26 protein-coding genes are annotated in these 26,456 nt (G+C 58.0%); 13 read left to right on the top strand and 13 right to left on the bottom strand.

Annotated elements, in window-relative coordinates; genetic code table 11:
* Positions 1-65 precede the first annotated feature (65 nt).
* Positions 66-1,238 (bottom strand): thiolase family protein, encoded by a 1,173-nt coding sequence (locus AC2FJB_RS18065; protein ID WP_496719766.1) that lies wholly within the window; start codon positions 1,236-1,238, stop codon positions 66-68.
* Positions 1,239-1,340: 102 nt separating this feature from the next.
* Here AC2FJB_RS18065 and AC2FJB_RS18060 point away from each other — a divergent pair, with 102 nt between their 5' ends.
* From AC2FJB_RS18060 to ggt, 3 genes are all read left to right on the top strand, one after another.
* Positions 1,341-1,679 (top strand): STAS domain-containing protein, encoded by a 339-nt coding sequence (locus tag AC2FJB_RS18060; RefSeq protein WP_496675519.1) that lies wholly within the window; start codon positions 1,341-1,343, stop codon positions 1,677-1,679.
* 21 nt (positions 1,680-1,700) lie between these two features.
* Entirely contained in the window at positions 1,701-2,150 is a 450-nt protein-coding gene (locus tag AC2FJB_RS18055) for an ATP-binding protein (protein WP_496719768.1), read from the top strand.
* 217 nt (positions 2,151-2,367) lie between these two features.
* Positions 2,368-3,945, top strand: a complete 1,578-nt coding sequence (gene ggt / locus AC2FJB_RS18050; RefSeq protein WP_496719770.1) for a gamma-glutamyltransferase — start codon at positions 2,368-2,370, stop codon at positions 3,943-3,945.
* A 35-nt stretch (positions 3,946-3,980) separates the two neighbouring features.
* Here ggt and hspQ read toward each other — a convergent pair whose 3' ends face one another.
* Positions 3,981-4,307 carry a heat shock protein HspQ gene (gene hspQ / locus AC2FJB_RS18045; RefSeq protein WP_117872061.1) on the bottom strand — a complete coding sequence of 109 codons (327 nt, stop codon included), beginning with the start codon at positions 4,305-4,307 and terminating at the stop codon, positions 3,981-3,983.
* A gap of 79 nt (positions 4,308-4,386) precedes the next feature.
* On the opposite strand from hspQ, the gene AC2FJB_RS18040 reads away from it, so the two are divergent.
* Together AC2FJB_RS18040 and AC2FJB_RS18035 are read left to right on the top strand one after the other, a co-directional pair.
* Entirely contained in the window at positions 4,387-5,268 is an 882-nt protein-coding gene (locus AC2FJB_RS18040; protein ID WP_117872059.1) for an AEC family transporter, read from the top strand.
* 61 nt (positions 5,269-5,329) lie between these two features.
* Positions 5,330-5,908: a transglycosylase SLT domain-containing protein gene (locus AC2FJB_RS18035; protein WP_117872056.1), complete on the top strand. Its 579-nt coding sequence runs from the start codon at positions 5,330-5,332 to the stop codon at positions 5,906-5,908.
* Positions 5,909-5,925: 17 nt separating this feature from the next.
* Here the strand turns inward: AC2FJB_RS18035 and AC2FJB_RS18030 are convergent, their stop codons facing one another.
* The 4 genes from AC2FJB_RS18030 to AC2FJB_RS18015 all read right to left on the bottom strand — a co-directional run bounded on the left by AC2FJB_RS18030 (position 5,926) and on the right by AC2FJB_RS18015 (position 12,119).
* Entirely contained in the window at positions 5,926-6,522 is a 597-nt protein-coding gene (locus tag AC2FJB_RS18030; protein WP_496719772.1) for a LolA family protein, read from the bottom strand.
* Between the two features lie 39 nt (positions 6,523-6,561).
* A complete protein-coding gene (locus AC2FJB_RS18025) occupies positions 6,562-9,486 on the bottom strand; it encodes a DNA translocase FtsK (protein WP_496719774.1) in 2,925 nt (974 codons plus the stop codon).
* 14 nt (positions 9,487-9,500) lie between these two features.
* The gene (locus tag AC2FJB_RS18020) at positions 9,501-10,682 is read right to left on the bottom strand and encodes an aminotransferase class I/II-fold pyridoxal phosphate-dependent enzyme (protein ID WP_496719776.1); all 1,182 of its coding nucleotides are present in this window, start codon (positions 10,680-10,682) and stop codon (positions 9,501-9,503) included.
* A gap of 108 nt (positions 10,683-10,790) precedes the next feature.
* Positions 10,791-12,119: an amidase gene (locus AC2FJB_RS18015; RefSeq protein ID WP_496719778.1), complete on the bottom strand. Its 1,329-nt coding sequence runs from the start codon at positions 12,117-12,119 to the stop codon at positions 10,791-10,793.
* 52 nt (positions 12,120-12,171) lie between these two features.
* On the opposite strand from AC2FJB_RS18015, the gene AC2FJB_RS18010 reads away from it, so the two are divergent.
* Positions 12,172-13,434, top strand: coding sequence for an FAD-dependent monooxygenase (locus tag AC2FJB_RS18010; RefSeq protein ID WP_496719780.1), 1,263 nt, complete (start codon positions 12,172-12,174; stop codon positions 13,432-13,434).
* On the opposite strand, the gene AC2FJB_RS18005 is transcribed toward AC2FJB_RS18010, so the two are convergent.
* The 4 genes from AC2FJB_RS18005 to AC2FJB_RS17990 all read right to left on the bottom strand — a co-directional run bounded on the left by AC2FJB_RS18005 (position 13,431) and on the right by AC2FJB_RS17990 (position 16,060).
* Positions 13,431-13,616 (bottom strand): Trm112 family protein, encoded by a 186-nt coding sequence (locus AC2FJB_RS18005; RefSeq protein WP_117872046.1) that lies wholly within the window; start codon positions 13,614-13,616, stop codon positions 13,431-13,433. The two genes, AC2FJB_RS18010 and AC2FJB_RS18005, sit on opposite strands and share 4 nt — an antisense overlap.
* On the bottom strand, positions 13,613-14,254 hold the full coding sequence (locus AC2FJB_RS18000) for an LON peptidase substrate-binding domain-containing protein (RefSeq protein ID WP_496719782.1): 642 nt from the start codon (positions 14,252-14,254) through the stop codon (positions 13,613-13,615). The genes AC2FJB_RS18005 and AC2FJB_RS18000 overlap by 4 nt, the downstream gene beginning before the upstream one ends.
* A 27-nt stretch (positions 14,255-14,281) precedes the next feature.
* Complete coding sequence (trxA, locus tag AC2FJB_RS17995; RefSeq protein WP_117872042.1) at positions 14,282-15,196, bottom strand: thioredoxin; 915 nt, start codon at positions 15,194-15,196, stop codon at positions 14,282-14,284.
* Positions 15,197-15,271: 75 nt separating this feature from the next.
* Positions 15,272-16,060, bottom strand: coding sequence for an exodeoxyribonuclease III (locus AC2FJB_RS17990; RefSeq protein WP_299900953.1), 789 nt, complete (start codon positions 16,058-16,060; stop codon positions 15,272-15,274).
* A 242-nt stretch (positions 16,061-16,302) separates the two neighbouring features.
* On the opposite strand from AC2FJB_RS17990, the gene AC2FJB_RS17985 reads away from it, so the two are divergent.
* Positions 16,303-17,121, top strand: a complete 819-nt coding sequence (locus AC2FJB_RS17985) for a DUF2189 domain-containing protein (protein ID WP_496719785.1) — start codon at positions 16,303-16,305, stop codon at positions 17,119-17,121.
* A 216-nt stretch (positions 17,122-17,337) separates the two neighbouring features.
* Here the strand turns inward: AC2FJB_RS17985 and AC2FJB_RS17980 are convergent, their stop codons facing one another.
* A complete protein-coding gene (locus tag AC2FJB_RS17980) occupies positions 17,338-18,024 on the bottom strand; it encodes a response regulator transcription factor (RefSeq protein WP_117872957.1) in 687 nt (228 codons plus the stop codon).
* Positions 18,025-18,186: 162 nt separating this feature from the next.
* On the opposite strand from AC2FJB_RS17980, the gene ribA reads away from it, so the two are divergent.
* Together ribA and AC2FJB_RS17970 are read left to right on the top strand one after the other, a co-directional pair.
* Entirely contained in the window at positions 18,187-19,278 is a 1,092-nt protein-coding gene (gene ribA / locus AC2FJB_RS17975) for a GTP cyclohydrolase II (RefSeq protein ID WP_299900959.1), read from the top strand.
* Complete coding sequence (locus AC2FJB_RS17970) at positions 19,275-19,775, top strand: L,D-transpeptidase family protein (protein WP_496719787.1); 501 nt, start codon at positions 19,275-19,277, stop codon at positions 19,773-19,775. The genes ribA and AC2FJB_RS17970 overlap by 4 nt, the downstream gene beginning before the upstream one ends.
* On the opposite strand, the gene AC2FJB_RS17965 is transcribed toward AC2FJB_RS17970, so the two are convergent.
* Positions 19,759-20,418, bottom strand: coding sequence for a YggS family pyridoxal phosphate-dependent enzyme (locus AC2FJB_RS17965; RefSeq protein ID WP_496719789.1), 660 nt, complete (start codon positions 20,416-20,418; stop codon positions 19,759-19,761). The genes AC2FJB_RS17970 and AC2FJB_RS17965 overlap by 17 nt on opposite strands.
* A 101-nt stretch (positions 20,419-20,519) precedes the next feature.
* Positions 20,520-21,575, bottom strand: a complete 1,056-nt coding sequence (locus tag AC2FJB_RS17960) for a porin (RefSeq protein ID WP_117872956.1) — start codon at positions 21,573-21,575, stop codon at positions 20,520-20,522.
* A gap of 285 nt (positions 21,576-21,860) precedes the next feature.
* Here AC2FJB_RS17960 and AC2FJB_RS17955 point away from each other — a divergent pair, with 285 nt between their 5' ends.
* The 4 genes from AC2FJB_RS17955 to holA all read left to right on the top strand — a co-directional run bounded on the left by AC2FJB_RS17955 (position 21,861) and on the right by holA (position 26,456).
* Positions 21,861-22,343, top strand: coding sequence for a DUF3576 domain-containing protein (locus tag AC2FJB_RS17955; protein ID WP_496719849.1), 483 nt, complete (start codon positions 21,861-21,863; stop codon positions 22,341-22,343).
* A gap of 72 nt (positions 22,344-22,415) precedes the next feature.
* Entirely contained in the window at positions 22,416-24,953 is a 2,538-nt protein-coding gene (leuS, locus tag AC2FJB_RS17950; RefSeq protein ID WP_496719791.1) for a leucine--tRNA ligase, read from the top strand.
* The gene (gene lptE, locus AC2FJB_RS17945; protein WP_299643929.1) at positions 24,940-25,431 is read left to right on the top strand and encodes an LPS assembly lipoprotein LptE; all 492 of its coding nucleotides are present in this window, start codon (positions 24,940-24,942) and stop codon (positions 25,429-25,431) included. The genes leuS and lptE overlap by 14 nt, the downstream gene beginning before the upstream one ends.
* Positions 25,428-26,456 (top strand): DNA polymerase III subunit delta, encoded by a 1,029-nt coding sequence (gene holA / locus AC2FJB_RS17940; RefSeq protein ID WP_496685062.1) that lies wholly within the window; start codon positions 25,428-25,430, stop codon positions 26,454-26,456. Before lptE ends, holA begins: the two co-directional genes overlap by 4 nt.

Raw genomic sequence — 26,456 nt, 5'->3', positions numbered from 1 at the left:
AGCCCCTTCGGATGGCCGGGAGCACTGCCCCCGAACATTCGGAGTATTTGGAAAATGAAGCAGGGTCAAACGCGTTCAATGGCAATGGCCGTGCCTTCACCTCCGCCAATGCAGATCGCCGCGACACCCCGCTTGAGGTTTCGTTTTTCCAGCGCATTCAACAAAGTAACGATGATGCGGGCACCAGAGGCACCGATAGGGTGACCCAGGGCACAGGCGCCGCCATTCACATTCACCTTGTCACGCGGAAGGTTCATCTCGTGCATGAAAGCCATTGGGACAACCGCGAAGGCCTCGTTCACTTCCCACAGGTCGACGTCATCCTTGCCCCAACCTATGCGCGACAAGAGCTTCTGCGCCGCCGGGACCGGAGCCGTCGTGAAAAGGCCGGGGGCCTGAGCATGACTCGCATGACCCAAAATCCGGGCCCGAACCGTTATGCCCTGCGCTTCGGCGGCTTCTGCCGACGCAAGAACCAGCGCCGCCGCGCCGTCTGAAATTGAAGACGAGTTGGCAGCTGTCACCGTACCGTCCTTGCGGAACGCAGGCTTCAGCGTCGGGATCTTCTCGGGGCGGGCAGATTTGGGCTGCTCATCTGATTCCAGCAGAATTTCACCCTTGCTCGTCCGGACCGTAACAGGCGCGATTTCCTGATCGAATGCACCACTTTCCTGCGCAGACAGCGCGTTGGACAGAGATTGCAGCGCATATTCATCCTGTGCTTCACGGGTGAACTGGTACGCCTCGGCACAATCTTCGGCGAAAGTCCCCATCAGACGGCCTTTGTCATAGGCGTCTTCAAGGCCGTCAAGGAACATGTGATCAACCACCTGGCCGTGGCCAATGCGGGCACCGCCGCGCATCTTGGGAAGAAGATACGGCGCGTTGGTCATGCTTTCCATGCCGCCCGCGACCATCGTATCTGCATGGCCCAAGGCAATTTGGTCAAAGGACATCATTGCGGCCTTCATCCCCGAACCACACATTTTGTTCAGCGTGGTGGCGGGAACCTCTTCGCCCAGCCCCGCCGCGAATCCGGCCTGCCGGGCAGGTGCCTGGCCTTGTCCCGCAGGCAAAACGCAACCCATCAGCACTTCGTCAACTGACTGCACCCTTGCCTGCTGCAATGCCGCGCGGATTGCTTCGCCCCCGAGGTCAGCCGCAGCAACACCTTCAAACATGCCCTGGAATCCGCCCATCGGTGTGCGGGCGGCCCCTGCTATAACAACGTCTCTCATCCGGGTTTTCCTCCTGCTTTCCGGCTCTTGAATACCGAATGGTAAGAATTGCCGTCTAGCGTATTTCTACGACTCATTTTCAGCTTGGAAGGCGGCGGGATCATGGGGCTGACCAGCAAGACAACCGGCGAAACTCAGATCATCACCGTTCATGCCGACCGGATCGATGCTGCAATGGCCATTCAGTTCAAAGAAGACATGCGCGCCAATACCGAGGACAGCGCTCATCGCATTGTTCTGGATCTGTCCGACGTCGAGTTCATTGACTCCAGCGGCTTGGGTGCAATCGTTGCCTCAATGAAACAGCTGAGGAAAGATCGGAGGCTTGATCTGGCCGGATTGCAGCCAGTGGTCGAAAAAGTCTTCCGCCTGACACGCATGGATACGGTTTTCAGGCTTTTTGAAACACTGGATGACGCGTTGTCAGAGACGGACGCCTGACGGCGGCAAGGGATAGATGGCGTGGAGCCGATTGAAAACAAGACCTGTCTGGAACTGACGTTCCCTGCAACCGAATCCGAAGCCAGTGCGGGCATTGCAAAGCTCAGCGTCGGTCTGGCGGAGCGGGGATTGCCGCCCCACAAAGCCGGTGATGTGAAGATTGCGTTGGCTGAGGCCATCAACAACGTCGTGGAGCACGCGTATAATGGCGTTGCCCCTGCCAAGGTTCAGGTTACCTGTCGACTGGACAGGGATCTTCTGGACATCTTGATCTCGGATACGGGCCGACCGCTGCCTGGATACCGACCTCCGGATGGCACCCCTGCTCCACTTGGATCCGAACTCCAGGAGCTTCCCGAAGGCGGGTTCGGCTGGTTCCTGATACATCGTCTCACCAGCGATATCCGGTACGAGCGGCGCAGTGGATGCAATCGGCTTTCCCTGCGATTTGACTTTGAAACCAATGGATGACCGACCACAATTGGTCACAATAAGGTCATTTTCGAAACATTGTCGCGCCGCAAACAACCGCCATACAGTGACTCGTAGCTCAGATAGCTTCCCTCGGCGCCGCATATCACAGCCCCCACCCAGTGAATGGCGCCGAGGAAATTCTCTCCTGAAATCGCTGGACAATCGCTGATGAGTGAATAGCTTTCCCTTGTTCCAAAGAGAGAGAGAATTCGCCATGCGTGATCTGCACAGTCCCGGCCGATCCGAAGTTTTTGCCACGCAAGGCATGTGCGCGACATCGCATCCGCTGGCGGCCAAGTTGGCCATCGATATCCTGGGCCAAGGCGGCAATGCGATGGATGCCGCGATCGCCGGGGCTGTTCTTCTTGGAATTTGCGAACCACAGATGACCGGATTGGGTGGTGATTGTTTCGTTCTGTTCAATCGCGCAGGCGAAAACAAGATACGCGCACTTAATGGATCGGGCCGCGCACCGGCTGCCGCGCAATCACAGATGTTGCGAGACCGAGGCCTGCCATCCATACCTTTGGACGGTCCGGATGCCGTGACCATTCCCGGCGCCGTGGATGCCTTCTGCCGCCTGGCGGAAAGCGAAGGGCGTTTGGGGCTGGAGGCGATCCTGCGCCCTGCGATTCACTATGCCGAACAGGGCGTTCCGGTTGCACCCAGGGTCGCTTTCGACTGGCAATCCGGGGCGGCAACCCTGCAAGGAGCTGCGCGCGATCATTATTTGATCAATGGGCAGATCCCGACAACCGGGCAGGTCTTTCGCGCGCCGGGACAAGCTGAAGTTCTGCGTCAGATCGTCAGTCATGGGCGTGATGCGTTCTACTCTGGCGATATCGCCAACGACATGATCGCAGCACTTTCAGCTATGGGCGGCGTCCACACCACCGACGATTTTCAGAACACGAAATGCACGGAAACAGAGCCGATGCGCGGAAGCTATAACGGCGTTGATCTGGTGGAACATCCACCGAATGGTCAAGGTGCAACCGCAATTTTGCTTCTGAACATCCTGAAACACTTCGATCTGGCCAGTATGGACCCGGTCGGCGCAGATAGGGTTCATATCGAAGCAGAAGCGACCAAACTGGCATATGACGCGCGCAACCGGTTCATCGCAGACCCGGACCATATGGTCAGAACAGAGCGCTTCCTTGACCCTGACGTAGCCGCCAGACTTGCGGCTCTCATCGATCCCAACAATGCAATGCCCGCAGCGGCGCCTTTGACTGAAGCCATCCACAGGGACACCGTGTACATCACTGTCGTCGACCGCGATCAGATGGCTGTTTCGCTGATCTATTCTATCTTCCACAGCTTTGGATCCGGTATCGCATCAGAAAAGTACGGTATTTTGCTGCAAAACCGCGGGGCCGGATTCACATTGCAACCCGGCCACCCCAACGAGCTGGGAGGCGGTAAGCGCCCAATGCACACGATAATTCCGGGAATGCTGACCGAGAACGGTCGTGTTGCGATGCCTTTTGGCGTCATGGGCGGGGCCTATCAGCCAACCGGACACGCGCGCTTCGTTTCAAACCTCACTGACTTCGGGTTGGGGTTGCAGGAAAGCATCGATGCGCCGCGCGCCTTTTTCGACGGATCGGTTCTGAAACTGGAACGTGGGTATCCCGAGGAGGTCGCGAAACAATTGTCCGATATCGGCCACAATATTGAAGTACCGGAAACGCCACTTGGCGGAGCGCAAGCGATCCGAATCCGAAACGACGGTATTTTTGAAGGTGCAAGCGACCCACGCAAGGATGGCTGTGCCCTTGGATACTGATCAGTGGCGGCCCTGTGGCCACCCGTTCGGTTCACCTAGTTCAGGTGAAAATGCAAAGGATATGAACCGTCTTCGAATGGACCGAACATATTGGGGATATCCGGGTGCTCTACCGGTTCGCCGGAATAGTCGGCAACCAGATTTTGTTCTGAAACATAAGCAACATAGAAGGATTGATCGTTCTCGGCCAGCAGGTGATAGAACGGCTGCTCTTTCCTTGGGCGGCTGTCTTCCGGAATGGCCTGATACCATTCTTCGGTGTTCGAAAACTCGGGATCCACGTCAAAAATCACCCCTCGAAAAGGATGTTTCTTATGACGAACCACCTGGCCCAAGCCGTATTTTGCACGTGTCTTTAGCATTGTTTCAGCCCCCAACGTTTTTTTACCCGTTTCCGGGCCGAAAAGCCAACCATTGATGTGAAAATCAGGGAAACAGTCTGTGAACCTTATACTGACAGTGTTCGAAATCGTGTCGCCGGTTTTTCTCTTGGCGGCTGTTGGTTTTACCTGGGTCAAGCTGGGGTTTGAATACCGCCTGCAATTCGTCACCCGCTTTGCAACGATGCTGGCAATGCCCAGCCTGATTTTTGTTGCCCTCATGCAAACTGAAATCCCGGGCAATGATCTGTCGCGCTTCACAATGGCGACCCTGGTTGCAAATCTGCTGCTGGCAGTGTTGTTCTGGCTGATCGTTCGAGGATTGAAACTGGACCCGCGAACGTATCTGTCGCCTTTGATTTTCGGCAATACCGGCAATCTCGGCCTGCCGCTATGTATCTTTGCCTTTGGCCAGGTCGGCCTGGGGTATGCAGTCATCTTTCTGTCAGTCACCGCATTGTTTTCTTTCACCTATGGGATTTATCTGGTCGCCGGGAAAGGTGCGTGGGGACAGGTCGCGCGCCAACCAATGGCCTGGGCGACGATCCTTGGCGCCGTATTTCTGTCGCAGGGGTGGCAGACGCCGACATTTCTGACCAACACGCTTGAGCTTCTTGGGCAAATGGCCGTCCCGCTGATGCTGGTCACGTTGGGTGTGGCAATCGCCCGCCTGACCTCGCGAAGTCTGGGGCAGGCGCTGTGGCTGTCGGCGCTGAAGCTGGCGGTGTGCTTTGCGCTGGGATGGGGGATCGGAGGATGGTTTGATTTGGATACAATCGCATTTGGCGTTCTGGTTCTTCAGATTTGTACACCGGTTGCCGTGACCTCTTACCTGTTGGCCGAACGGTTTGGCGCCGATTCCGATGCCGTCGCCGGCATGGTCATGGTGTCCACTGTGCTGTCCGTAGCGGCGTTACCGGCTATTCTGGCAATCATTTTATAGCGATTGTGATTTCCTCAGCGCTCAATCTGCGCTAGAATACCAAAAAAAAGGCACGAGGCACATGAGCAGAATTCTTTTCGTACTCCTAGGGGTGCTGCTTCTGGCATCCTGTGGGGGCGGCTCCAAACAGCCGCCCAGCAGATTGAACGACGCGTGCAGTATTGCGCGTGAAAAACCCGACTTTATCAAGGCCTTCAAGAATACCGAGCGCAAATGGGGCGTTCCGGTTCACGTTCAGATGGCGACCATCTATCAGGAAAGCCGGTACAAGCATGACGCGCGCACGCCGCACAGATATGTTCTGGGCGTGATCCCGATGGGCCGTCAAAGCAGCGCTTATGGCTATGGTCAGGCGCTTGATGGTACGTGGGAGCAATACCAGCGCGAAACCGGAAAACGCCGGGCTAAGCGGGATCGCATCCGCGACGCCTCGGACTTTATCGGCTGGTACATGAACAAAAGCTACGAGCGTAATGGCATCCATCCCAGCGACACGCGCAATCAATACCTGGCCTATCATGAAGGCCATACAGGCTACGCGCGTGGCAGCTACAACAACAAGTCCTGGTTATTGAACGTTGCCAATGACGTGGACGCACGCGCGCAGCTATATCAGGCACAGTTGGCAAACTGCCGGTAATGATACATACAAGCGGGTCAGCGATTGCCTGACCCGCTTCTCTTTTTGTCCGAGAACAGCTTCTGATCAAGGCGACCGCCTTCATTCAGGGCGCCCAGCAATACCGTTGTCTGGCTGCCGGCATTGTCGTGGATCACCCATTTACGCAGCTCGACCGGATTGTCCGTGAACATCAGTTCGATCCGGCCCGCTTCGGGGTTTTTGGGGTCCCGCGCGGTGACAACCGTGGCCGTCCCATCAAAGCTGTGACCCATGACCATATTCGCCTGGCTCAGGTTCACGTTGCGCGCCAGCACGATGGACAGGGGCGTGCGTTTAAGCGGGTATTGCTCGGGCGGCTGGTTCGATTTCGGATCAAAGATCTGAACACTCCCCGAACGCGCCAGAACCACTGCACTGTTGGGGGGGTCATATTCAAACCGCATCTTTCCAGGTCGCTGCATCCACAGCTTTCCGGTGCTCAGTGAGCCATCATCATTCACCTGCGTGAATGTCGTCTGAACCGTCTTCAACCCGTTCAGGTAATTGGAAATCTGCGAAAGCGGCAGTTTGTCCGCCGCCCATGCGGCGGGTGCGACCAGTGTCAAAGCAAGGGCAAAAGCAATCTGTTTCATGCCGTACAGATAGGCCTTCTGCCCTTGTTATTAAATATCTTACTGTTCGGGGACGAGGATTTCGCGTTTCCCGACATGATTTGCTGACGAAACAACGCCTTCGTCTTCCATTTGCTCAACAAGCCGCGCAGCTTTGTTGTAGCCGATGGCAAGTTTTCGCTGAATGTACGAGGTCGAGCATTTGCGATCCTTGATCACGATCGCCACCGCCTGATCGTAGAGCGCATCCTCTCCGTTCGTATTGCCACCTGTGTTCAGCCCCAGAACGGCATCGATATTGTCAGCCTTATCTTCGGCCGGGCCATCCAGCACCGTGCTGACGTAATCCGGCGGACCGAACTGCTTCAGGTGGTTGACGATTTCCTCGACCTCTTCGTCAGACACAAACGGACCGTGGCAGCGGGTGATTTTGGCGCCTCCGGCCATGTAAAGCATGTCGCCCTGTCCCAGCAGCTGTTCGGCCCCCATTTCACCCAGAATGGTGCGGCTGTCGACTTTCGACGTCACCTGGAACGAAATCCGCGTTGGGAAGTTTGCCTTGATCGTACCGGTGATCACGTCGACCGATGGACGCTGTGTGGCCATGATCAGGTGAATGCCCGAGGCCCGCGCCATTTGCGCCAGACGCTGGATACAGGCTTCGATCTCTTTACCTGCAACCATCATCAGATCTGCCATCTCATCGACGATGACGACGATATAGGGCATTGCCTCGGGCGCGAACTCTTCGGTTTCGAACGTCGGTTCGCCGGTTTCATCGTCAAAACCGGTCTGCACCGTGCGGCTGAACATTTCACCCTTGGCCAAAGCGTCCTTCACACGGCCATTGTAGCCCGCGATGTTGCGAACGCCCATTTTGGACATCTTGCGATAGCGATCCTCCATTTCGCCCACGACCCATTTCAGGGCGACGACCGCCTTTTTCGGATCGGTCACAACGGGTGAGAGCAGATGCGGGATGCCATCATACACAGACAGTTCCAGCATCTTGGGATCGATCATGATCAGACGGCATTCATCCGGCGTCAACTTGTACAGCAGTGACAGGATCATCGTGTTGATTGCCACCGATTTACCTGACCCGGTGGTGCCCGCTATCAGCAAGTGCGGCATCTTCGCCAGGTTCGCTACAACGGATTCGCCGCCGATATCCTTGCCCAACGCCAGGGGCAGCGCCTGGTTGCCATCGCCAAAGTCACGGCTGGCGAGGATTTCGCGCAGAACCACCATTTCGCGATTCTCGTTCGGCAGTTCGATACCGATCACCGAACGCCCCGGCAGGGTCGAAACCCGCGCCGACAACGCCGACATTGAGCGTGCGATGTCGTCGGCCAGGCCGATCACACGGCTTGCCTTCAGACCCGGAGCAGGCTCCAGCTCGTACATGGTGACAACCGGGCCGGGGCGAACGCTGACGATCTCGCCCTTGACGCCGTAATCATCCAGAACATTTTCCAGCATCCGCGCGTTTTCTTCCAAGGCTTCATCGCTCAGATGGTGGCGCTGAATGCTGGACGGGTTCGACAAGAGGCCCAGAGGTGGCAGTTCGAAGTCGGAGTGCCGCTCTTCAAAGGATAATGCAGGCTGCGCTTCGGCCTGTGCACGGCGTGACGGTTGCGGTGTGCGGCGTACCGGTTGCGCAACCACAGGCTTGCGCGGTTCGACCACCGGGATTTTCATCGCCGGGCGTGGTTGCAAAACAGCTTCTTCTACATCCTCGAATACCGGGTCATCGTCCGCGTCCGGTCCGGGCGCATAGTGGTTCTGCACTGGCTCGGGCGCGTATTCGACCGGCTCGGACTCCTGCCATTCTGAAATGTCATCCGCTGTTACGGGTGGTTCGGGCGGCAGACCCGTGGCTGTCACCGGCGGTTCCATCGGCAGGCCATCCGGCTGGCTTGTGTTCAGGATCAACGGGCCGGGGCGGCGGCCACGTCCTTTGGTCAGTGGAAGGTTCGGATCGGGTTCGGGTGTCACCTCACCGGTGGCCACTTTGCGATTGCGCACAGCTGCCGAGATTTTCGACCGGATGCGATCTTCACCTGGCATCTCTTCAAAACCCATGATGGGCTCCGGATCGACCAGCTCAGGTTCGGGCATAGGGTCAGGGCGGCGGATAAGCGACGGCATTCGCGACAGCAGGCCGCCTTTTACCGCAGGTTCCGGGCTTTCCAGCTCGGGCTCTTCAAAGATTGGATCGGCATAAGCCAGATCGTCTTCAAACAGGGCCTCGGCCGCCGCGCCACGCGCAAGTTTGCGCTCTTCCCACTGCGCCCGGCGATCTCGCGCAGCCTGCGCAGCCGAGGCTGCACCACGCCCCATCAGGGTCATCAGCATGTCGTATGCCATAACGAGACCCAGCAAGAAGGCTCGGAATCCCTTTTTCACATCAGTTTTGGTGAAGCCCAAAACAAATATGCCCAGCGCGATCATCCCGACCGCCATGGCCAGAGACATCAGCTTCACCAGAAAATGTGACGAAATCGGCAACAAGGTCAGCAACGCGCCCATGACGGTATCGCCAAACAATCCGCCCAGACCATAACTGTGAGTGGCACGCCAATCGGCATCCGGGACCAGCGTCGCGGCATACACCGACACAACAGCGATCCAAATCGGCGCAAAGATCAGACGCGCAATGGCACGGTCTTCCCCAAAATGGCCGGCAAACCGAAGACCCCATCCGATCAGAATCAACGCGATGCCCCAGCTTCCCCAGCCGACGATCATAAACAAGGGTGCAGCGATCGAGGCACCAATCCGCCCCATCCAGTTTTGCACCGGCGCGTCGGTCGACACCATCCAGTTGGGATCATCGGGTGTGTAGGACCAGATCATCGCGGCCGCTGCCAAACCCAACAGGATCAGGGCGACGCCTATCAACTCCTTGCTACGTCGCTCCAAGGCTGCCTGCGTTGTGCTGTCCAGCAATGGATCGCGGTTGCGCGCGTTATATGATGCCATTTTGCCCTCGTACCTCACGAATAGATGCAGTCGCGGAGTGTGATCAGACCACGCTGCAACTCTGTTTTTGGGGCCACCAACGCAACCCGGATAAAGCCTGTGCCCGGGTTTTGTCCCGGATCGCCTTGGGAAAGATATGCACCCGGCAGGACCCGAACGCCGGTTTCTTTCCAGACCTTCAATGCAGTGTCTTCGCCATTCTCGACCGGCAGCCACAGAAAGAACCCTGCCTCTGGTGACATGTATCCCTGCACGCCAGCAAACACTTCATCCGCAATGGCGTATTTTTCCTGGTACAGCGCGCGGTTTTGTTCGACATGAGTCTCATCTGCCCACACCCGGGCAGCGACTGCCTGTAACGGCAGTGGCAGCGGCGATCCGGCATATGTGCGCAATTGCTTGACCTGTTTGATCGTCTCAGTGCCGCCCGCGATTAGACCCGAGCGCAACCCCGCCAGGTTCGAGCGTTTGGACAGCGAGTTGAAAAGCGTGATCCGCTCAGGGTCCGCGCCCAGGTCCTGCGCTACAGTCAGAACCCCTGTCGGCGCTTCTTCCCGGTAAATCTCGGAATAACACTCATCCGCAAAAATGCGGAAATCGTACTGCTCGGCCAGACGGATCAGTTCGGTCCAATAATCGCGCGAGGCAACGGCCCCCTGAGGATTGGCCGGTGAACAGATATAGGCCACGGCAGTACGGTTCAGCACGTCCTCAGGCAGGCCAGCATAATCTGGCAGATGGCCCGTCGCGGCGGTGGCTGGCACGAAGTATGGCTGCGCGCCAACTGACAGCGAGGCGACCATGTAGACCTGATAAAACGGATTCGGGCACAGGATGATCGGCTGCTCACCATTCTTCTGTTCCGGGCACAAAGCCATGGCGGCGTTGTATAGGCCCTCGCGTGTACCGTTCAACGCCATCACGTTGGCATCAGGGTCCATCTGAACCCCATATCGCCGCTTGATCCAGCCCGTGATCGCACTGCGCAGGTCATCCGAGCCTTCGTTCGGGGGATATCCTTGGAACCCGGCGGCGTTTTCCATGATGACATCCGTCACCCAAGCCGGAAAGTCATGGGTAGGCGCACCAATGGTCATATGAACGACATCACCGCCCGGCTGGTGACGATCCAACAGAGCGCGCAGACGCGGGAATGCATAAGCCGGTAGGTTCGAAAACCGCTCGGGGAAATCCATAATACTGCCTCAACATCGGGGTCATTGGTGCCCCGTTTTTTTAGCAGATTACAGTCCGTGGGCCTCTTCGTCCAGACAAAGAGGTTCCGAATCAGGGGATTGTGGCATTCAGGCCAGCACCGATTCCGCTGCCGAACCAAGCCGCAACAACGCCTCTTCCGAACCTGGATAGCCCAGCATCATCAACCCGCAACCGGGGGTTCCGGTGGGCAGGCTCAGCGCCGCAAGCCCCATCAGATTTCCAATACGCGTGTTGCGCAGGGCCAGCAGATTCTCGGTCACGTAGTAGTCGTGATCGCTGAGCAAGCGGTCCAGATTGGGTGGCAAAATCGGAGCCGTCGGCGCCAGAACCGCATCAAACGCCGCGGTTGCTGCGTCCCACGCGCTGCGACACGCCTTGAGCTTGGCCCAGGCGGCCACATAATCGGGGCCCGAATATCCCATGCCGATGCGGAATCGTTCGAGAATCTCGGGATACATCGCTTCGGGATTGGCTTCGATGACATCGCGCCACAGCCCATAGGCCTCAGTCGTGTATACGATGCTGGTCAACGTCATGGCTTCGTTCAACTCGGGCACTTCCAACGGCACGATCTCGGCACCCGCGTCCGCAAGTTTGGCAACGGCTTCGTCATACGCTTTGCGCGGCGTGTCGCGCAGGTCGTCCTTGGCGATGTTCTGCAAATCGGCAAAACGGCGTCCTTTCAGCGAAGCTCCACGCAGATCGGCAGGCGTTCCCCCCTCGAGTAAAGCCAGCACATGCGCGGCATCCTCGACCGAACGCGCCACAGGTCCAACCGTGTCAAACCGCAGGCAAAGCGGTACCACACCTTCCAGGCTGAGCCGCCCTGCAGTGGTTTTCAGCCCCACCAGATCATTCCAAGCCGCCGGGATACGCACCGAGCCGCCCGTGTCCGACCCGATGCCACACGCCGCCAACCCCCAGGCGACCGAGGCCGCCGCCCCTGAAGACGACCCCCCGGGCACTGCTGCCTCGTCATGAATGCAAGGCGGGGTTTCGGTGATCGGGTTCAACCCGAGACCGGAAAAGGCAAGCTCGCTCATATGCGTCTTGCCCAGACAAACCGTTCCCATCTGAGTCGCGTTGCCCAGCACCAGCGCATCCGCATCCGGTACGCGATCCTTCAACAGAGCCGAACCTGCCTCGGTCACGGTACCGACGGTGTCGAACAGGTCTTTCCAACTGATCGGGACCCCGTCCAGCAACGACCGTCGCAATCCCAGTTTGGCACGCTGCTGGGCGGCTTCAGCCTCAGCCCGGGCACGGTCATGGGAGACGTGGGCATAGATGCGGTCTCGATGCGGATGAACGTCAATAGCGGACAGGTAGGTTTCCGTCAGTTCGACCGGATCAATCTGGCCCATGCCAATGCCACGGCCCAAATCACACGCGGTCATGGTCAACCAGTCCTGCATCTTACCCCTCCTGATTTTTCGGCTTTGGGTGACGGTAGCGACAGGACTGCACATGGACAATCCCGAAAGGGCGCGCATATTGCAGGGCATGACACAGGCTTCTGACATTCTGATCGTGGGCGGCGGGTTGAACGGCCCTGCTTTGGCGCTGGCACTGGCACAAACCGGTCACTCGGTCACGGTGATCGATGCGCTGGTCGAAAAGGTGCGCAAGAACGCAGCATTCGACGGGCGTGCCTATGCGCTGGCTCTGGCCTCACAGCGGTTGTTGGATGCCATCGGCGTCTGGGGCCGCGTCGCGCAACACGCCCAACCAATGCTGGAAATCAAGGTTACAGATGGTCATGCCGGAACAGGACCATCACCTTTTTTCATGCATTTCGACCATGCCGAGATTGAAGAAGGCCCGATGGGGTATATGGTCGAGGATCGTCACCTGCGCCGTGCTTTTCTGGACACGATGGCCGAAGAGCCGCGCATCACCCAAGTAAGCGGTAAATCCGTCGTTTCGCAACAGGCCGACACTGCCAAAGTGACCGTGACGTTGGACGACGGCACAACCTTGGGCGGCAGCCTGCTGATTGGATGTGATGGTCGCCGCAGCGGAACCGCGTCACGGGCCGGCATCAAACGCACCGGTTGGGATTATGGCCAGACGGCATTGGTCTGCGCCATCGAACATGAGCTGCCACATAATGGCATTGCGCATCAGTTTTTCATGCCACCCGGTCCGCTGGCGATTCTGCCGTTGACTGGCAATCGCAGTTCCATCGTCTGGAGCGAACGCACCGAAACCGCACAGCACATCAACGCCCTGCCCGAGGGTGATTACGTGCAAGTGCTACGCCCGCGATTTGGCGATTTTCTAGGCGAAATCAGTCTGGCGGGTGATCGTTTCACTTACCCGCTGAACCTGACCATCGCCAATTCCTTCATCAGTGATCGCATGGCGTTGGTTGGGGATGCCGCGCACGGAATGCACCCCATTGCCGGTCAGGGCCTGAATGCCGGCCTGCGCGATGTCGGCGCCCTGGCTGAAGTTCTGACTTTGGCGGGACGGCGCGGCGAGGATATCAGCTCGCTTATGGTTCTGGAGCGCTATCAGGAATGGCGCCGTTTCGACACGGCCTCGCTGGCGATGGCGACGGATGTCTTCAACAAGATGTTTTCAAACGACAATCCGTTGCTGCGCCTTGGACGTGACATTGGCATAGGAGTTGTCGGCGCTTTGCCCGGACTGCGTCACGGTTTCGTTCGCGAAGCTGCCGGGCTGACAGGCGATCTGCCCAAGCTGTTGCAGGGGCGCCCGATTTAATCCAGCTTCCGGGCCTCATCGACCAGCATGACCGGAATACCGTTACGGATCGGAAAAGCCAAACCGGCGGCCTTTGAAACAAGCTCTCGCTTTTCGGCGTCATAGTGCAGCGTCGTATGCGTTTGCGGGCAGATCATTGCCTCGAGCATGTGGCGATCAAAGGCGTGTTCAGGGTCTGTCATTGAAGTTTTTCCTCACTCGATCCGCCACGCATGGCGAATTCAATCAGCGTCACCAAAGTCTCGCGCCGGGTGCGAAGGCAGGGGGCCTCCAGCAGGGCCTGCTTGTCCTCGGGGTCGAAATCCAAAAGCATCGACAGAGAATTCACCAAAAGCTCATCCTCGGCGTCCTTGAGCGAGTCCCAATCGGTGGACAATTGGCGGGATGAAAAGAAACGCTCCAGCAAGTTCAGGAACTTTGCGCGGTCGAACTCGTTGTCTTTCTCAACCTTGCCGAGGTCACGGTCGAACCCTTCCCACGAGACTGCGCACCGCCGGTAGGGCGTGAAAGCGTCCAGCTCTGACAGGACCCTGAACCGGGATACACCAGTCAACGTGATCAGGTAGCGGCCATCTTCCGTTTCCGAAAACTGCGTCACCCGCCCTGCGCATCCGATACGGTGCAGCTTGTCTTCATCACTGATCGAGGGGTTGGGTTGAACCATCGCGATCAACCGTTCCTTGGTTTTCAGTGCATCGTCCAGCATTTGAAGATAGCGCGGCTCGAATATGTGCAGCGGCAAGCGCGAGCGGGGCAGCAGCAGTGCCCCGGGCAATGGAAAAACGGATACTGTATCCGGCAGGTCGGCGGGATGCATCATGTTCCCAATTCTAGCTCTGATCGAAGATTAGGCAAATATCATCGAGCTGAGTTTGCGGCGTCCGTTCAGAACAATTGGGTCATTGGCCTTGAGCGCATCGAAGATCGTGAAAAGCTGGGTCTTGGCCGCGCCCTCATTCCATTCACGATCCCGGCGGAACAGTTCCAGCAATTGTGCCACGGCTTCTTCCACATCGCCGTTCGCGTGCAGCGCCTGCGCCAGATCAAAGCGGGCCTGATGGTTGTCCGGATCAGCCTCGACAGCTGCCATCAGCTCGGCGACGGGGCCGGCATCTGCCGCCTGCTTGGCAAGTTCCAGTTGCGCATGTGCGGCCTCCAGCTCGGCCGAAGTAGAAATCTCGGCCGGAGCGCCGTTCAGGATCGCCTCTGCCTGCTCCAGATCACCGGTGGTGATATGCGCCCGCACCAGCCCACCATAAGCCGCGGCGTGGTTTGGATCTTCACCCAGAATTGCGGCAAAAGTCTGAGCCGCGTCCGCAGCCGCGCCTTCGGCAAGCATTTCCTCGGCAGCCTGCACGGCATCATCCAATTGGCCGCCCGGGCTTTCACCACCTGCGGCTTCGATCACACGGTCCACGAAGGCTTTGATCTCGGATCCCGGCAACGCGCCTTGAAACCCGTCCACCGGCTGGCCCTTGAAAAAGGCATAGACGGTCGGAATCGACTGGATGCGCATTTGCGCAGCAATTGTCTGCGCCTCATCCACATTGATCTTGACCATCTTCACCGCGCCTTTCGCGGCTGTCACAGCCTCTTCCAGCATCGGGCCAAGGGTTTTGCACGGGCCACACCAAGGCGCCCAGAAATCGACGATCACAGGTGTTTCCTGCGAGGTTTCGACCACATCGGCCATGAAAGTGGCCTCGGTCCCGTCTTTGATCAGATCGGTTGCTGGGGCGTCTCCGCCGTTCAGAAGGTCCATGGCAATCACTCTTTCGTTCGAATTTGCGCCCTATATGCAGTCGCTGGCCGCGGAAACCAAGGGCTGAGTTGCGGATCAGACGTCGAAACTGGCAAAGACCGGAGCGTGATCGCTGGGTTTTTCCCACCCACGGGCATCCCTCAGGATACGGCTGGAATGACCCGCGTTCGAGATATCGGCCGTAGCCCAGATATGATCCAGCCGACGCCCCTTGTCTGCCGCATCCCAATCCCGGGCGCGATAGGACCACCAGCTGTAAAGCTGTCCTTCTTGAATATCCTGACGGGTGATATCGACCCAGCCGCCTGCTTCCTGTGTCTCGGCCAGATGCTCGACCTCGATGGGCGTGTGCGAGACGACCTTCAGCAGTTGTTTATGTGACCAAACGTCATCCTCACGCGGGGCGATGTTCAGGTCGCCGACAAGGATGGATTTAGCCGGCTTTTCCGCACGGAACCAATCGCGCATGTCGGTGAGGTAGTCGAGCTTTTGGCCGAATTTTTCATTCACGTCCCGGTCCGGCACATCGCCGCCCGCCGGAACATAGAAGTTATGAATGGTGACACCGTTTTCCAACCGCCCGGCAATGTGGCGGGCATGTCCGAGGCCTGCGAAATCCTGATCGCCAACCTCTTCCATCGGCAGGCGCGACAGGATGGCGACACCGTTGTACCCTTTTTGCCCTCGCGCAATCATGTGCGTGTAACCCAGTTCGGCAAAACCTTCGGTCGGGATCTTCTCAACCGGTGATTTACATTCTTGCAGGCACAATACATCTGGGGCTTCTTCCTGCAGCAATTTCAGCACGATAGGCTCACGCAGGCGAACAGAATTGATGTTCCATGTGGCAAGGGTGAAAGGCATGTCGGGGATTCCTTTGTCGCGATTGGCGCAGGTTAGCGTGGCACAAAGCCAGTTGCCACGAGAAAAGGCAGCTTCATGCCTGGACTATCCGTCGGCAGGTCAACGAGCTTCGCCGTCGCGCTTTCCCTTGCCCTGATACCTCGCCTGATGCAGACTTGTGCGCGAGTTAGGAATGTCTGTTTCACCGCTGGGTCTGTTCGCGAACAGACCGGCCCGGCACTATGCTTTGGGAGGAGTGTGTCATGGCATCCGAATCCGCAGGTTCCACGCCGCCGGAAAACCTGACGCCACAGCAGCGGGCCATGCCCAAGGTCAACAGGGTCACTGTAGATGATATCACAGCGTCACTGAAGGCAGGGTTTTCCGACTTTCTGGCCCGTCCTGTCATGAGCGGTTTCTTCGGCCTTTTCTTTGCGGTTTTCGGAATTCTGTTGGTTTGGGCCCTGATCTGGCTTGGCCAGATCTGGATGATTATCCCTGCCATTGTAGGCTTTCCGCTGATCGCACCTTTTGCCGCCGCCGGGCTTTATGAAATGTCGCGCCGTTTGCAGAAAGGTGAAAGCTTTGGCTGGTCTGAAATCCTGACCGTTATGGCCAATCAACGCAAACGTGAAATGGGCTGGATGGCCTTTGTCACTCTTTTCATTTTCTGGGTATGGATTTACCAGGTTCGGCTTTGGCTGGCGATCATCCTCCAGAATGCATCCTTTTCGGATTTCGACGGGTTTTTGAACGCCGTATTCTTCACACCGCAGGGTTGGATATTCCTTGCCGTAGGCACCTGTGTCGGCGCATTCCTGTCGGCCGTACTGTTTTCGGTGACCGTCGTCGCCATGCCTTTGCTGCTCGACCGAGAGACCAACTTCATTTCCGCCATGTTGACCTCTTTGCGCGTCGTATCGGAAAGCCCGGTGGTCATGCTCGGCTGGGCGGCGATCATCTCGGTTACCATGCTGTTGTCGCTGGTTCCGGCGTTTCTGGGGCTGATCTTTACCCTTCCGATCCTTGGCCACACCACGTGGCACCTTTACCTGCGCGCCGTTGCCCCAGCGGAAGGGTAAACCGCCGCAGAGCTCACCTCCATCATTGGTCAAATATCGGTCAATGCGGCTGTCTGACTTGTGTGGAAACCTTCCCTCAGCAACGAAAAAAAGCCGGGCCATTCGGCCCGGCAGTCCAACAGGGAGGTACATGTCATAACCCGGACATGCACGGGTTGGGAGTAACCTAATTATGAGTACAGAGTATCACTTTGATCCACATCAATCCACAACCAGTTAAGACACGAGCCTATATCCACCCGATTCTGTGACCAAAAGGCGCGCATTGGACGGATCGGGCTCGATCTTCTGACGCAGACGGTAGATGTGGGTTTCCAGCGTGTGGGTCGTGACCCCGGCATTATAACCCCACACTTCGTGCAACAGCACATCCCGCGCCACGACGCCATCGGTCGAACGGTACAGGAATTTGAGGATGTTGGTTTCTTTTTCGGTCAGACGGATTTTGCGATCTTCTTCCGTGATCAGCATCTTCATCGCTGGCTTAAAGGTGTAGGGGCCAAGCACAAATACCGCGTCTTCGGATTGTTCGTGCTGCCGCAGCTGAGCGCGGATACGGGCCAACAACACCGGGAATTTGAATGGTTTGGAGACATAATCGTTCGCGCCGGCGTCCAGGCCAAGGATCGTATCGGCATCGCTGTCATGACCGGTCAGCATCAGGATCGGGCTTTTGACACCCTGTTTGCGCATCAGGCGACACAGTTCCCGCCCATCGGTATCGGGCAGACCAACATCAAGAATGACCAGATCATAGATCGCTTCGCGCGCGCGCTCCATTGCGGACTGGCCGTCTGACGCTTCGAAAACGTCAAAATCCTCGGTCATTACAAGTTGCTCGCTGAGCGCCTCGCGCAGATCCTCGTCATCGTCCACCAACAGGATTTTCTTGAGTTGAGCCATTTCCCGGTCCTCCAAACGCTTTTCCATCACTTGCGCGCGGAATATGCAATCAACAAGATTTGCTGCAACGGTTTCACGCCTTCGTGTCAGAGTTGGCAGAAATGTTTCACATTTCCTTTCGAAAGAGCTAGGAGAAGGGCTCAGCGTTATAGGGTAACATAGATGAGTCTCATTCCCGATATCACCGAACTTCTGGCCAGGGCCCGGGCCGATCTGCGCATGGGCGTTCCTGTGGTGCTGACCGATGACAGAGGCTTTAGCGTTGTGGCGATCTCTGCGGAAACGCTCAGCCCACAGCGCCTGGCTGATCTGAAAAAGCTCGGGGAACCGGTGGTGGCCATTACCGGGCGGCGGGCTGAAACTCTCAAAGCGCGGGCCTATGACGGTGATCTCGCGCGGGTTTCGATTCCCGCCGATGCAGACATCACATGGGTGCAGGCGGTTGCCGATCCCTCGGACGATCTGAACGCGCCGATGAAAGGGCCGCTGATGACCGAGCGCCACGGTAACGCCAATCTGCACCGCATAGCAATTGCGTTGGCCAAGTCGGCTCGGATTCTTCCTGCTGCGGTCGTCGTGCCAGTTGAAGACGGCCGGGCCTTGGCCGCTTCGCATGGCCTGACCTGCATTGATCACACACGCGCCGCGCCGCATCTGGCGGACCGCAGCGCCTTGCATGAGGTGGTCGCCGCCCGCCTTCCGATGGAAGTGTCCGAGGCCGGTCGCCTGCATGTTTTCCGCCCCGAAGATGGCGGGGAAGAACATTACGCGGTCGAAATAGGCCGCCCGGATCGGGACAAGCCGGTTCTGGCCCGGTTGCATTCTGCCTGTTTCACGGGCGATCTGATGGGCAGCCTGAAATGCGACTGCGGTCCGCAATTGCGCGGCGCCCTGGCACAAATGGGGGCCGAAGGGGCAGGTGTTCTTCTGTACCTGAACCAAGAAGGGCGCGGTATCGGGCTGGCCAACAAGATGCGAGCCTATTTTCTTCAAGATCAGGGCTTTGATACGGTAGAAGCCAACCACAGGCTCGGCTTTGAAGATGATGAGCGCGATTTCCGACTTGGATCGGATATCCTGAAATCTCTGGGTTTCAATTCGGTGCGCCTGCTCACCAACAACCCCGCCAAGATCTCGATGATGGAGCGGGCAGGCATTGCCGTAACCGAACGTGTACCATTGAAAGTGGGCGAAACCGCGCATAACCGGGGGTACTTGGCCACGAAAGCCGCGAAATCCGGGCACTTGCTGTGATCCCAGAAGATCTTGTGCTTTCCCCGCGTGGCGTTCGCTTTCTTGGCAGGACTTTCGCCTGTTCCATTGGCAAAGGCGGATTGAGCAACACGAAACGCGAGGGCGATGGGGCGACACCTACGGGATGCCATCGGATCGTTGGAATGCTCTACCGACCTGATCGGCTGATCGCACCCAACTTCTGGGCGATCCCGATTGGGCCGATGGACTTATGGTCGGATGACGTAGAGGACACCCATTACAATCACATGGTGTCTGCCCCTTATGCGTTCAGTCATGAAAAACTGCGCCGGGCCGATCCGCTTTACGATCTGGTCCTGTTGACAGACTGGAACTGGCCGAATGCGGTTCCCGGCAAGGGATCGGCGATTTTTCTGCACCAATGGCGCAGGCCCGGTTACCCGACCGAAGGCTGCATTGCCTTCCGTCGGGACCATCTGCACTGGATTGCAGGGCGAATTTCCCTTGGAACGCGCCTGATTATCCCAGAGGTTTGACCCGCTCGCCGAAAATGGCCGATCCGACGCGGACATGGGTCGCGCCCAATGCGATGGCCTGCTCGAAATCACCACTCATACCCATCGACAACCCCTCAAGCCCGTTGCGTGCGGCGATCTTGGCCAAAAGCGCGAAATGAAGTGTGGGTTCTTCATCGACCGGCGGGATGCACATCAACCCACGCACCGGAAGGTCCAAAGACTGGCATTCCGCGATGAACCCGTCCGCGTCCGCAGGAAGAACGCCTGCTTTTTGCGCTTCTTCACCCGTATTGACTTGAATGAACAGGTCGGGGCAGCATCCCACCTCTTGCGCCAGCCGCGCCAGGGTTTTGGCCAGTTTGAGGCGATCGACAGAATGGATCGCATTACATAGTTCCATTGCCTGCCTGGCCTTGTTGGTCTGCAAAGGGCCGATGAGATGCAGATCGACAGCATCGAACTGCTCTTTGAAAGCGGGCCATTTGCTGGCCGCCTCCTGCACCCGATTCTCACCAAAACACCTGTGCCCCTGTTCAAGAACAGCCTGAACCCGTTCGTTGGGCTGCACCTTGGACACGGCAATCAATTTTACCGAACCGGCCTGCCGTTGTGCTTTGGCTTCGGCTTTGGCGATACGCGCGGTGATCTCTTGCAACGACATGGGGCCCTCAATCTGTCTTTGGCGCAGAAAAACACCAAGTCAGCACAAAAGAAAAGGGCGAGTCCGAAGACCCGCCCTTAAACCTTACGGTTCAGATCAGCTTAGAAGTTGAACTGAGCACCGAAGTCAGCCTTCATAGTCGAGTCTGCGCAAGAGTCACAGTCGTTTACACCCAGACCACCGCGCAGCGATACACCGCCACCCAGGTCGTAGATCGCACCGATAGCAACCTGCTGAAGGTCAGCAGAGGCGTTACCGTCACCGTAGGTGAACAGCAGGGTGGTTGCAGCGCCCAGGTTGTAGGCAGCCGACAGACCCCATGCAGTACCGTCAGTCGCTGCAACCCCAGTTGAGTCGTCCGCGACAAACAGAGTACCCGAGAAGTCACCCCATTCGCCACCCAGGGTCAGAACGGTCAGGCTCGGATCGCTAACACCGGCAACACCCGCGTCGGTCTGACCATAGGCCACAGCAGCGGTGATGTTGTTGAAGGTGTAGGTTGCGCTGATGTCCCAGCGGTCTGCGTCAACGGTGGTCGAAGTTGTACCACCAGCTCCGATAACGGTAGCCTGTGCTTGGTCATACGATGCGCCAAACGAGAAGTCGCCTACGGAGTACTGGAAGAACACAGCGTTCGCACCCGAACCGGTCGACGAGTACGCCAGGAAGTTATAGTTAACGCCCGAGTACTGACCAGCGAACAGTTCCAGACCTACTTCGTTGCCGTAGTAGTTTGCCAGGTTGTCAAACGAACCTGCGACGTTGCCCGCGTCAACACGCAGACCACCGTAGATGACCGAGAAGCGTGCGCCGTTCAGGCCGGCCGAGTTTGCTTCACCGTTGCTGGCGTCTTCGTCGGCCTGCAGACGAACACGGCCTTCAAAACGTACGCCGCCATCGGTTTCTGCGATGCCGTCGATGTTCAGACGGAAGCGCGATACCAGAATGACGTCGTCGGTTTGAGCGGTCGAGCTTGCCAGGACGTCGTCGGCTGTCCCGTTCAGGCCATCGGCGCCAGGCCCACGAACGATGGTGGTTTCGCTACGATCTTCAGTGTAGCCAATACCAAAACGGCCATAACCGCTGAAGTTAACTTCAGCTGCTGCAACGCCTGCGGTCGCGATCAGCGCCGTCGATGCGAAGAGAACTTTTTTCATCTTGTTTCCCTCGGTTTCATTCAAAAGAGTTATCTACTCGACACATGCCTAGGCATATGTCTCAGCACGGACACCGTTTCGCTCTTTTTGCCCCTGTTGCGCAAGCTTGGCATAAACCCGGTCACGTCATTGGGGTCAGATTGGTGCAAGGATGCCACAGTTCCTTTTCGCCCGGATGCGGGTGATACACTTACATTTCAGAAGAATAGGCTTGTTGCAGCGAGGGTCCTTGGCTAGGAGTATGCCCTGAATACTGCACAACAAGTGAAACAGGACCTGCTGACAATGCGCCTGCCTACGATTTTGGGATTAATCATGCTGTCCACCACTATTGCGGCATGCGGGCAGAATCGAACCACTTCGACATATTCCCCCAATCCCGCCAGCGGTAACTCCGATGAACGCGAATTGAACGATCCCGAACGTTCAACGTTGTGGGATATTTTTGACCGCAGCACGGCCGAGCAGACCACCAATGTAAACCGGTACCTGTGGGCAGCTTCTCTGGACATATTGAATTTCCTGCCTGTGCAGGAGGTCGATCCGTTTACCGGAGTGATCGTAACAGGTTACGGCACCCCTCCGGGTGGTGGCCGGTCATACAGGGCGACCGTACACGTCAGCGATCCGGCGCTTGCAGCCCGGTCTTTGTCCGTCGCCCTGCAATCCAGCGGTGGCGCCCCGGTAAGCGCGGCAACAACACGTGCCGTGGAGGATGCGATTCTGTCCCGCGCCCGACAGCTGCGCATCGAGGACAACAAGTTCTAGCAACCCGCCGAAAATCACACTAATACCACGCCGGGTTCCTACCCGGCGTTTTCATTCACGAAGGACCGCACAATGTCGCGCTATTCGGCCACCGAAATCGAAGCAAAATGGCAAGAGGCCTGGGACAAGGCAGGAATCTTCACCGCCAACCACAAGGCGGACAAGCCGAAATACTATGTGCTTGAGATGTTCCCCTACCCGTCCGGCCGAATCCATATGGGGCATGTGCGCAACTATACGATGGGCGACGTCATCGCGCGGCACAAGCTGGCCACCGGGCACAATGTTCTGCACCCAATGGGCTGGGACGCGTTCGGGATGCCGGCGGAAAACGCTGCCATGGCGATTGGCGGTCACCCTAAAGAGTGGACTTACGGCAATATCGCCGACATGCGCGCCCAGATGAAGCCGCTGGGCCTGTCGATCGACTGGTCCCGTGAATTCGCCACATGTGACCCGGAATATTATGGCCAGCAGCAGGCACTGTTCCTCGACATGCTCGAGGCCGGGCTGGTCTACCGCAAGAACGCCGTGGTGAACTGGGATCCGGTCGACATGACCGTTTTGGCCAATGAACAGGTGGAGAACGGGCGCGGATGGCGCTCGGGCGCGCTGGTGGAACGGCGCGAGCTGACACAGTGGTTCTTCAAGATCTCGGATTATTCCGAAGAACTGCTGGACGCTCTGGACACGCTGGAAAACTGGCCCGCCAAGGTTCGGCTGATGCAGGAAAACTGGATCGGCAAGTCGCGCGGCCTGCAATTCGGGTTCGAGCGCACGGATGGTGGGGAACCGATCACCGTCTACACAACGCGCCCCGACACGCTGCTGGGTGCGTCCTTCGTGGGGATCTCGCCCGATCATCCGATCGCCAAAAAACTTGAGGCCGAGAACCCTGAAGTTGCTGAATTCGTTGAGGAATGCCGCAAGGGCGGCACCACGGAAGAAGCCATCGAAACCGCGGAAAAGCTGGGCTTTGACACCGGTATCCGCGTCAAGCACCCGCTGGACCCGAACTGGGAACTGCCGGTCTGGATCGCCAATTTCATCTTGATGGATTATGGCACCGGCGCGATTTTTGCCTGCCCGGCCCATGACCAGCGCGACCTTGATTTCTGCCGCAAATACGATCTGCCCGTGGTCGATACGTTCTTTGCGCTGGACGACGACACGCCGGTCGACAAGATCGCCTTTGTCCCGCCAAAGACCGAAAAAGTCCGCTGGGTGAACCATTTCGCGGGCCTGACCGAAGCAACCGGCGAAGAAGCGATCAACGCCACCGTCGATTTTGCCGAAAAAGCCGGTTGGGGCGAAGGAGTAACCAAGTATCGTCTGCGTGACTGGGGCTTGAGCCGTCAGCGCTATTGGGGTTGTCCGATTCCTGTCGTTCACTGCGACAGCTGTGGTGTGGTCCCTGAAAAGAAAGAGAACCTGCCTGTTCGCCTGCCCGACGATGTCACATTCGACAAACCGGGAAATCCGCTGGATCGTCACCCGACGTGGCGCGACTGCGCTTGCCCAAATTGTGGTGCCCCCGCCAGGCGCGAGACCGATACGATGGACACGTTCGTCGATTCGTCATGGTATTTCGCCCGTTTCACCGCTCCACGTGCCGAAACCCCCACTGATCTGGCCGAGGCGGAATACTGGATGAATGTCGACCAGTATATCGGCGGTATCGAACACGCGATTCTGCACCTGCTGTATTCACGGTTCTTCGCACGCGCGATGAACATCACCGGGCATTTGCCGGACAAAGCCATCGAACCCTTCGACGCGCTGTTCACCCAAGGCATGGTCACGCATGAGATCTACCAAACCCGCGACGCCAATGGTCGCCCGGTCTATCACCTGCCCGAGGAGGTCACAGACGGTAAACTGGCCGACGGTACAGAGGTCGAGATCATCCCATCGGCCAAAATGTCAAAGTCCAAGAAGAACGTGGTCGACCCGGTCAGCATCATCTCGGCCTTCGGTGCCGACACAGCCCGCTGGTTCGTTCTATCCGATTCGCCGCCCGAACGGGACGTGGAATGGACCGCTGCGGGGGCTGAGGCCGCGTACAAGCACCTCAACCGTGTTTGGAACCTCTGTGACAAGATCGGTGCCATGGACCCGAACGCCACGGGCGAAGGGGATGAGGATCTGCTGCGCGATATGCACAAAACCATCCGCGACGTGACATTGGGTGTTGAAAGCTTTGGCTTCAATGCAGCCATCGCCAAGCTTTATGCCTTCACCAACACCCTGGCAAAATCCAAGGCAGGTGCTGCGGCCCAAAAGCAGGCCATCAAAACGCTGGCACAGCTGATGTCGCCGATGACACCACATCTGGCGGAAGATATTTGGGCCCATCAGGGCGCCGAAGGCCTTGTGGCCGTTGCGCCATGGCCCGTCGCCGACGAGGCGATGCTAGTCGATGACACCGTCACCTTGCCGATTCAGATCAACGGCAAGCGTCGCGCGGAAATCAGCGTGGCCAAAGATCTGGACAAAGCTGAGGTTGAAAAAATCGCGCTCAGCACCGAAGCTGTCCAAAAGGCGCTGGAAGGTAACGCGCCGAAGAAAGTGATCGTAGTTCCGGGCCGGATTGTGAATGTCGTCGTTTGATCGCAGAACCTTTTTACTGATGCCGCTGGCGCTGGTCGCCTGCGGCTTTGAGCCTGTCTATGCACCTGGTGGATCGGGTTCGGCCTTGTACGGCCGTGTCGAAGTGTCCGCCCCCAACACCGTGGAAAGCTATTTGCTGGTCCAAAATCTGGAACAGCAACTGGGACGAAGCGCCGGGTCGGTCAACGACTACAAGCTGGATGTTCAGGTTTCGACCGTAACACGGGGCGCCGCAATCACCACAACCAACGAAACGCAACGCTACACCATCGACGGAAGCGCGCAGTATGCCCTGCGGTCCAACGCAACCGGTCAGATCATCGCCTCGGGCTCGGTGGCGGACTTTGTGTCTTATTCTGCCGCAGGATCGACCGTTTCCACGTTGGCGGATGAGCGCGATGCCAAGGAACGACTGATGGTGATTCTGTCGAGTCAGATCATGAATCGTCTTTACGCCACACCGGACCTGGCCGCATGAAGCTGAGCCCGCGCGAGGCTGACGGATATTTTGCCAAGCCGGACGCGGACAAGACCGGGCTGCTTATCTATGGCGCGGATGCGATGCGGGTTGCGCTCAAGCGGCAACAGGTGCTGGCCGCTCTGCTTGGCCCCGAAGCCGAAGAAGAAATGCGTCTGACCCGTCTGCCGGGGGGCGATCTGCGTGGTGATCCCGCTCTGCTGCTAGACGCAGTCAAGGCGGTCGGCTTCTTTCCCGGCCCACGTGCCGTTTTCGTGGAAGATGCAACTGAAACCGCAGCGCCTGCGATTCTGGCCGCGCTCGAAGACTGGGCCCCCGGAGATGCCCAGATCATGGTGACCGCAGGGCAATTGAAACCCAGCTCGAAAATCCGCAAGGCGTTCGAAGGCCACCCTGCCGCCTATGCGGTTGGTATTTATGACGACCCGCCCTCGCGCGCCGAAGTGGAACGGGTTCTTGCCGAGTCGGGTATAAAAAACGTGCCCCGAGATGTCATGTCTGCAATCAGCGAGTTGGCCGTCAGCCTCAGCCCCGGTGATTTCGCGCAAACGATTGAAAAATTGTCACTTTACAAGCGTGATGACAGCTCTGACTTGACAGTCGAAGATATCGAGGCCTGCGCTCCTCGCTCGACCGAGGCGGCGCTGGATGACGTTCTCAACGTCGTGGCCGAGGGCCGCGCGGGTGAGATCGGGCCGCTGATCCGGAGGTTGCAGGCGCAAGGCACCAACGGAGTGACACTGTGCATCGGGGCGACGCGGCATTTTCGGACACTCTATGCCTGCGCGTCCGATCCCGGTGGTGCCGCGCAGGGCATCGGCAAGCTGCGTCCGCCGGTTTACGGCAAACGGCGCGACCGCATCCTGCGGCAGGCACAGGGTTGGGGGGCGGCCAAGCTGCAAACCGCGCTGACGGTTCTGACGGATACGGATTTGTCGCTGCGGTCCGCCGGGCAAACAGCCCCTGCCATGGCGCTGGTGGAACGCGCGATGATCCGTTTGGCGATGTTGGCGCGATCCCGCTAA

Source organism: Ruegeria sp. CDSC085 (assembly GCF_059610465.1).
This window is presented reverse-complemented; position numbering and strand designations above follow the sequence as displayed.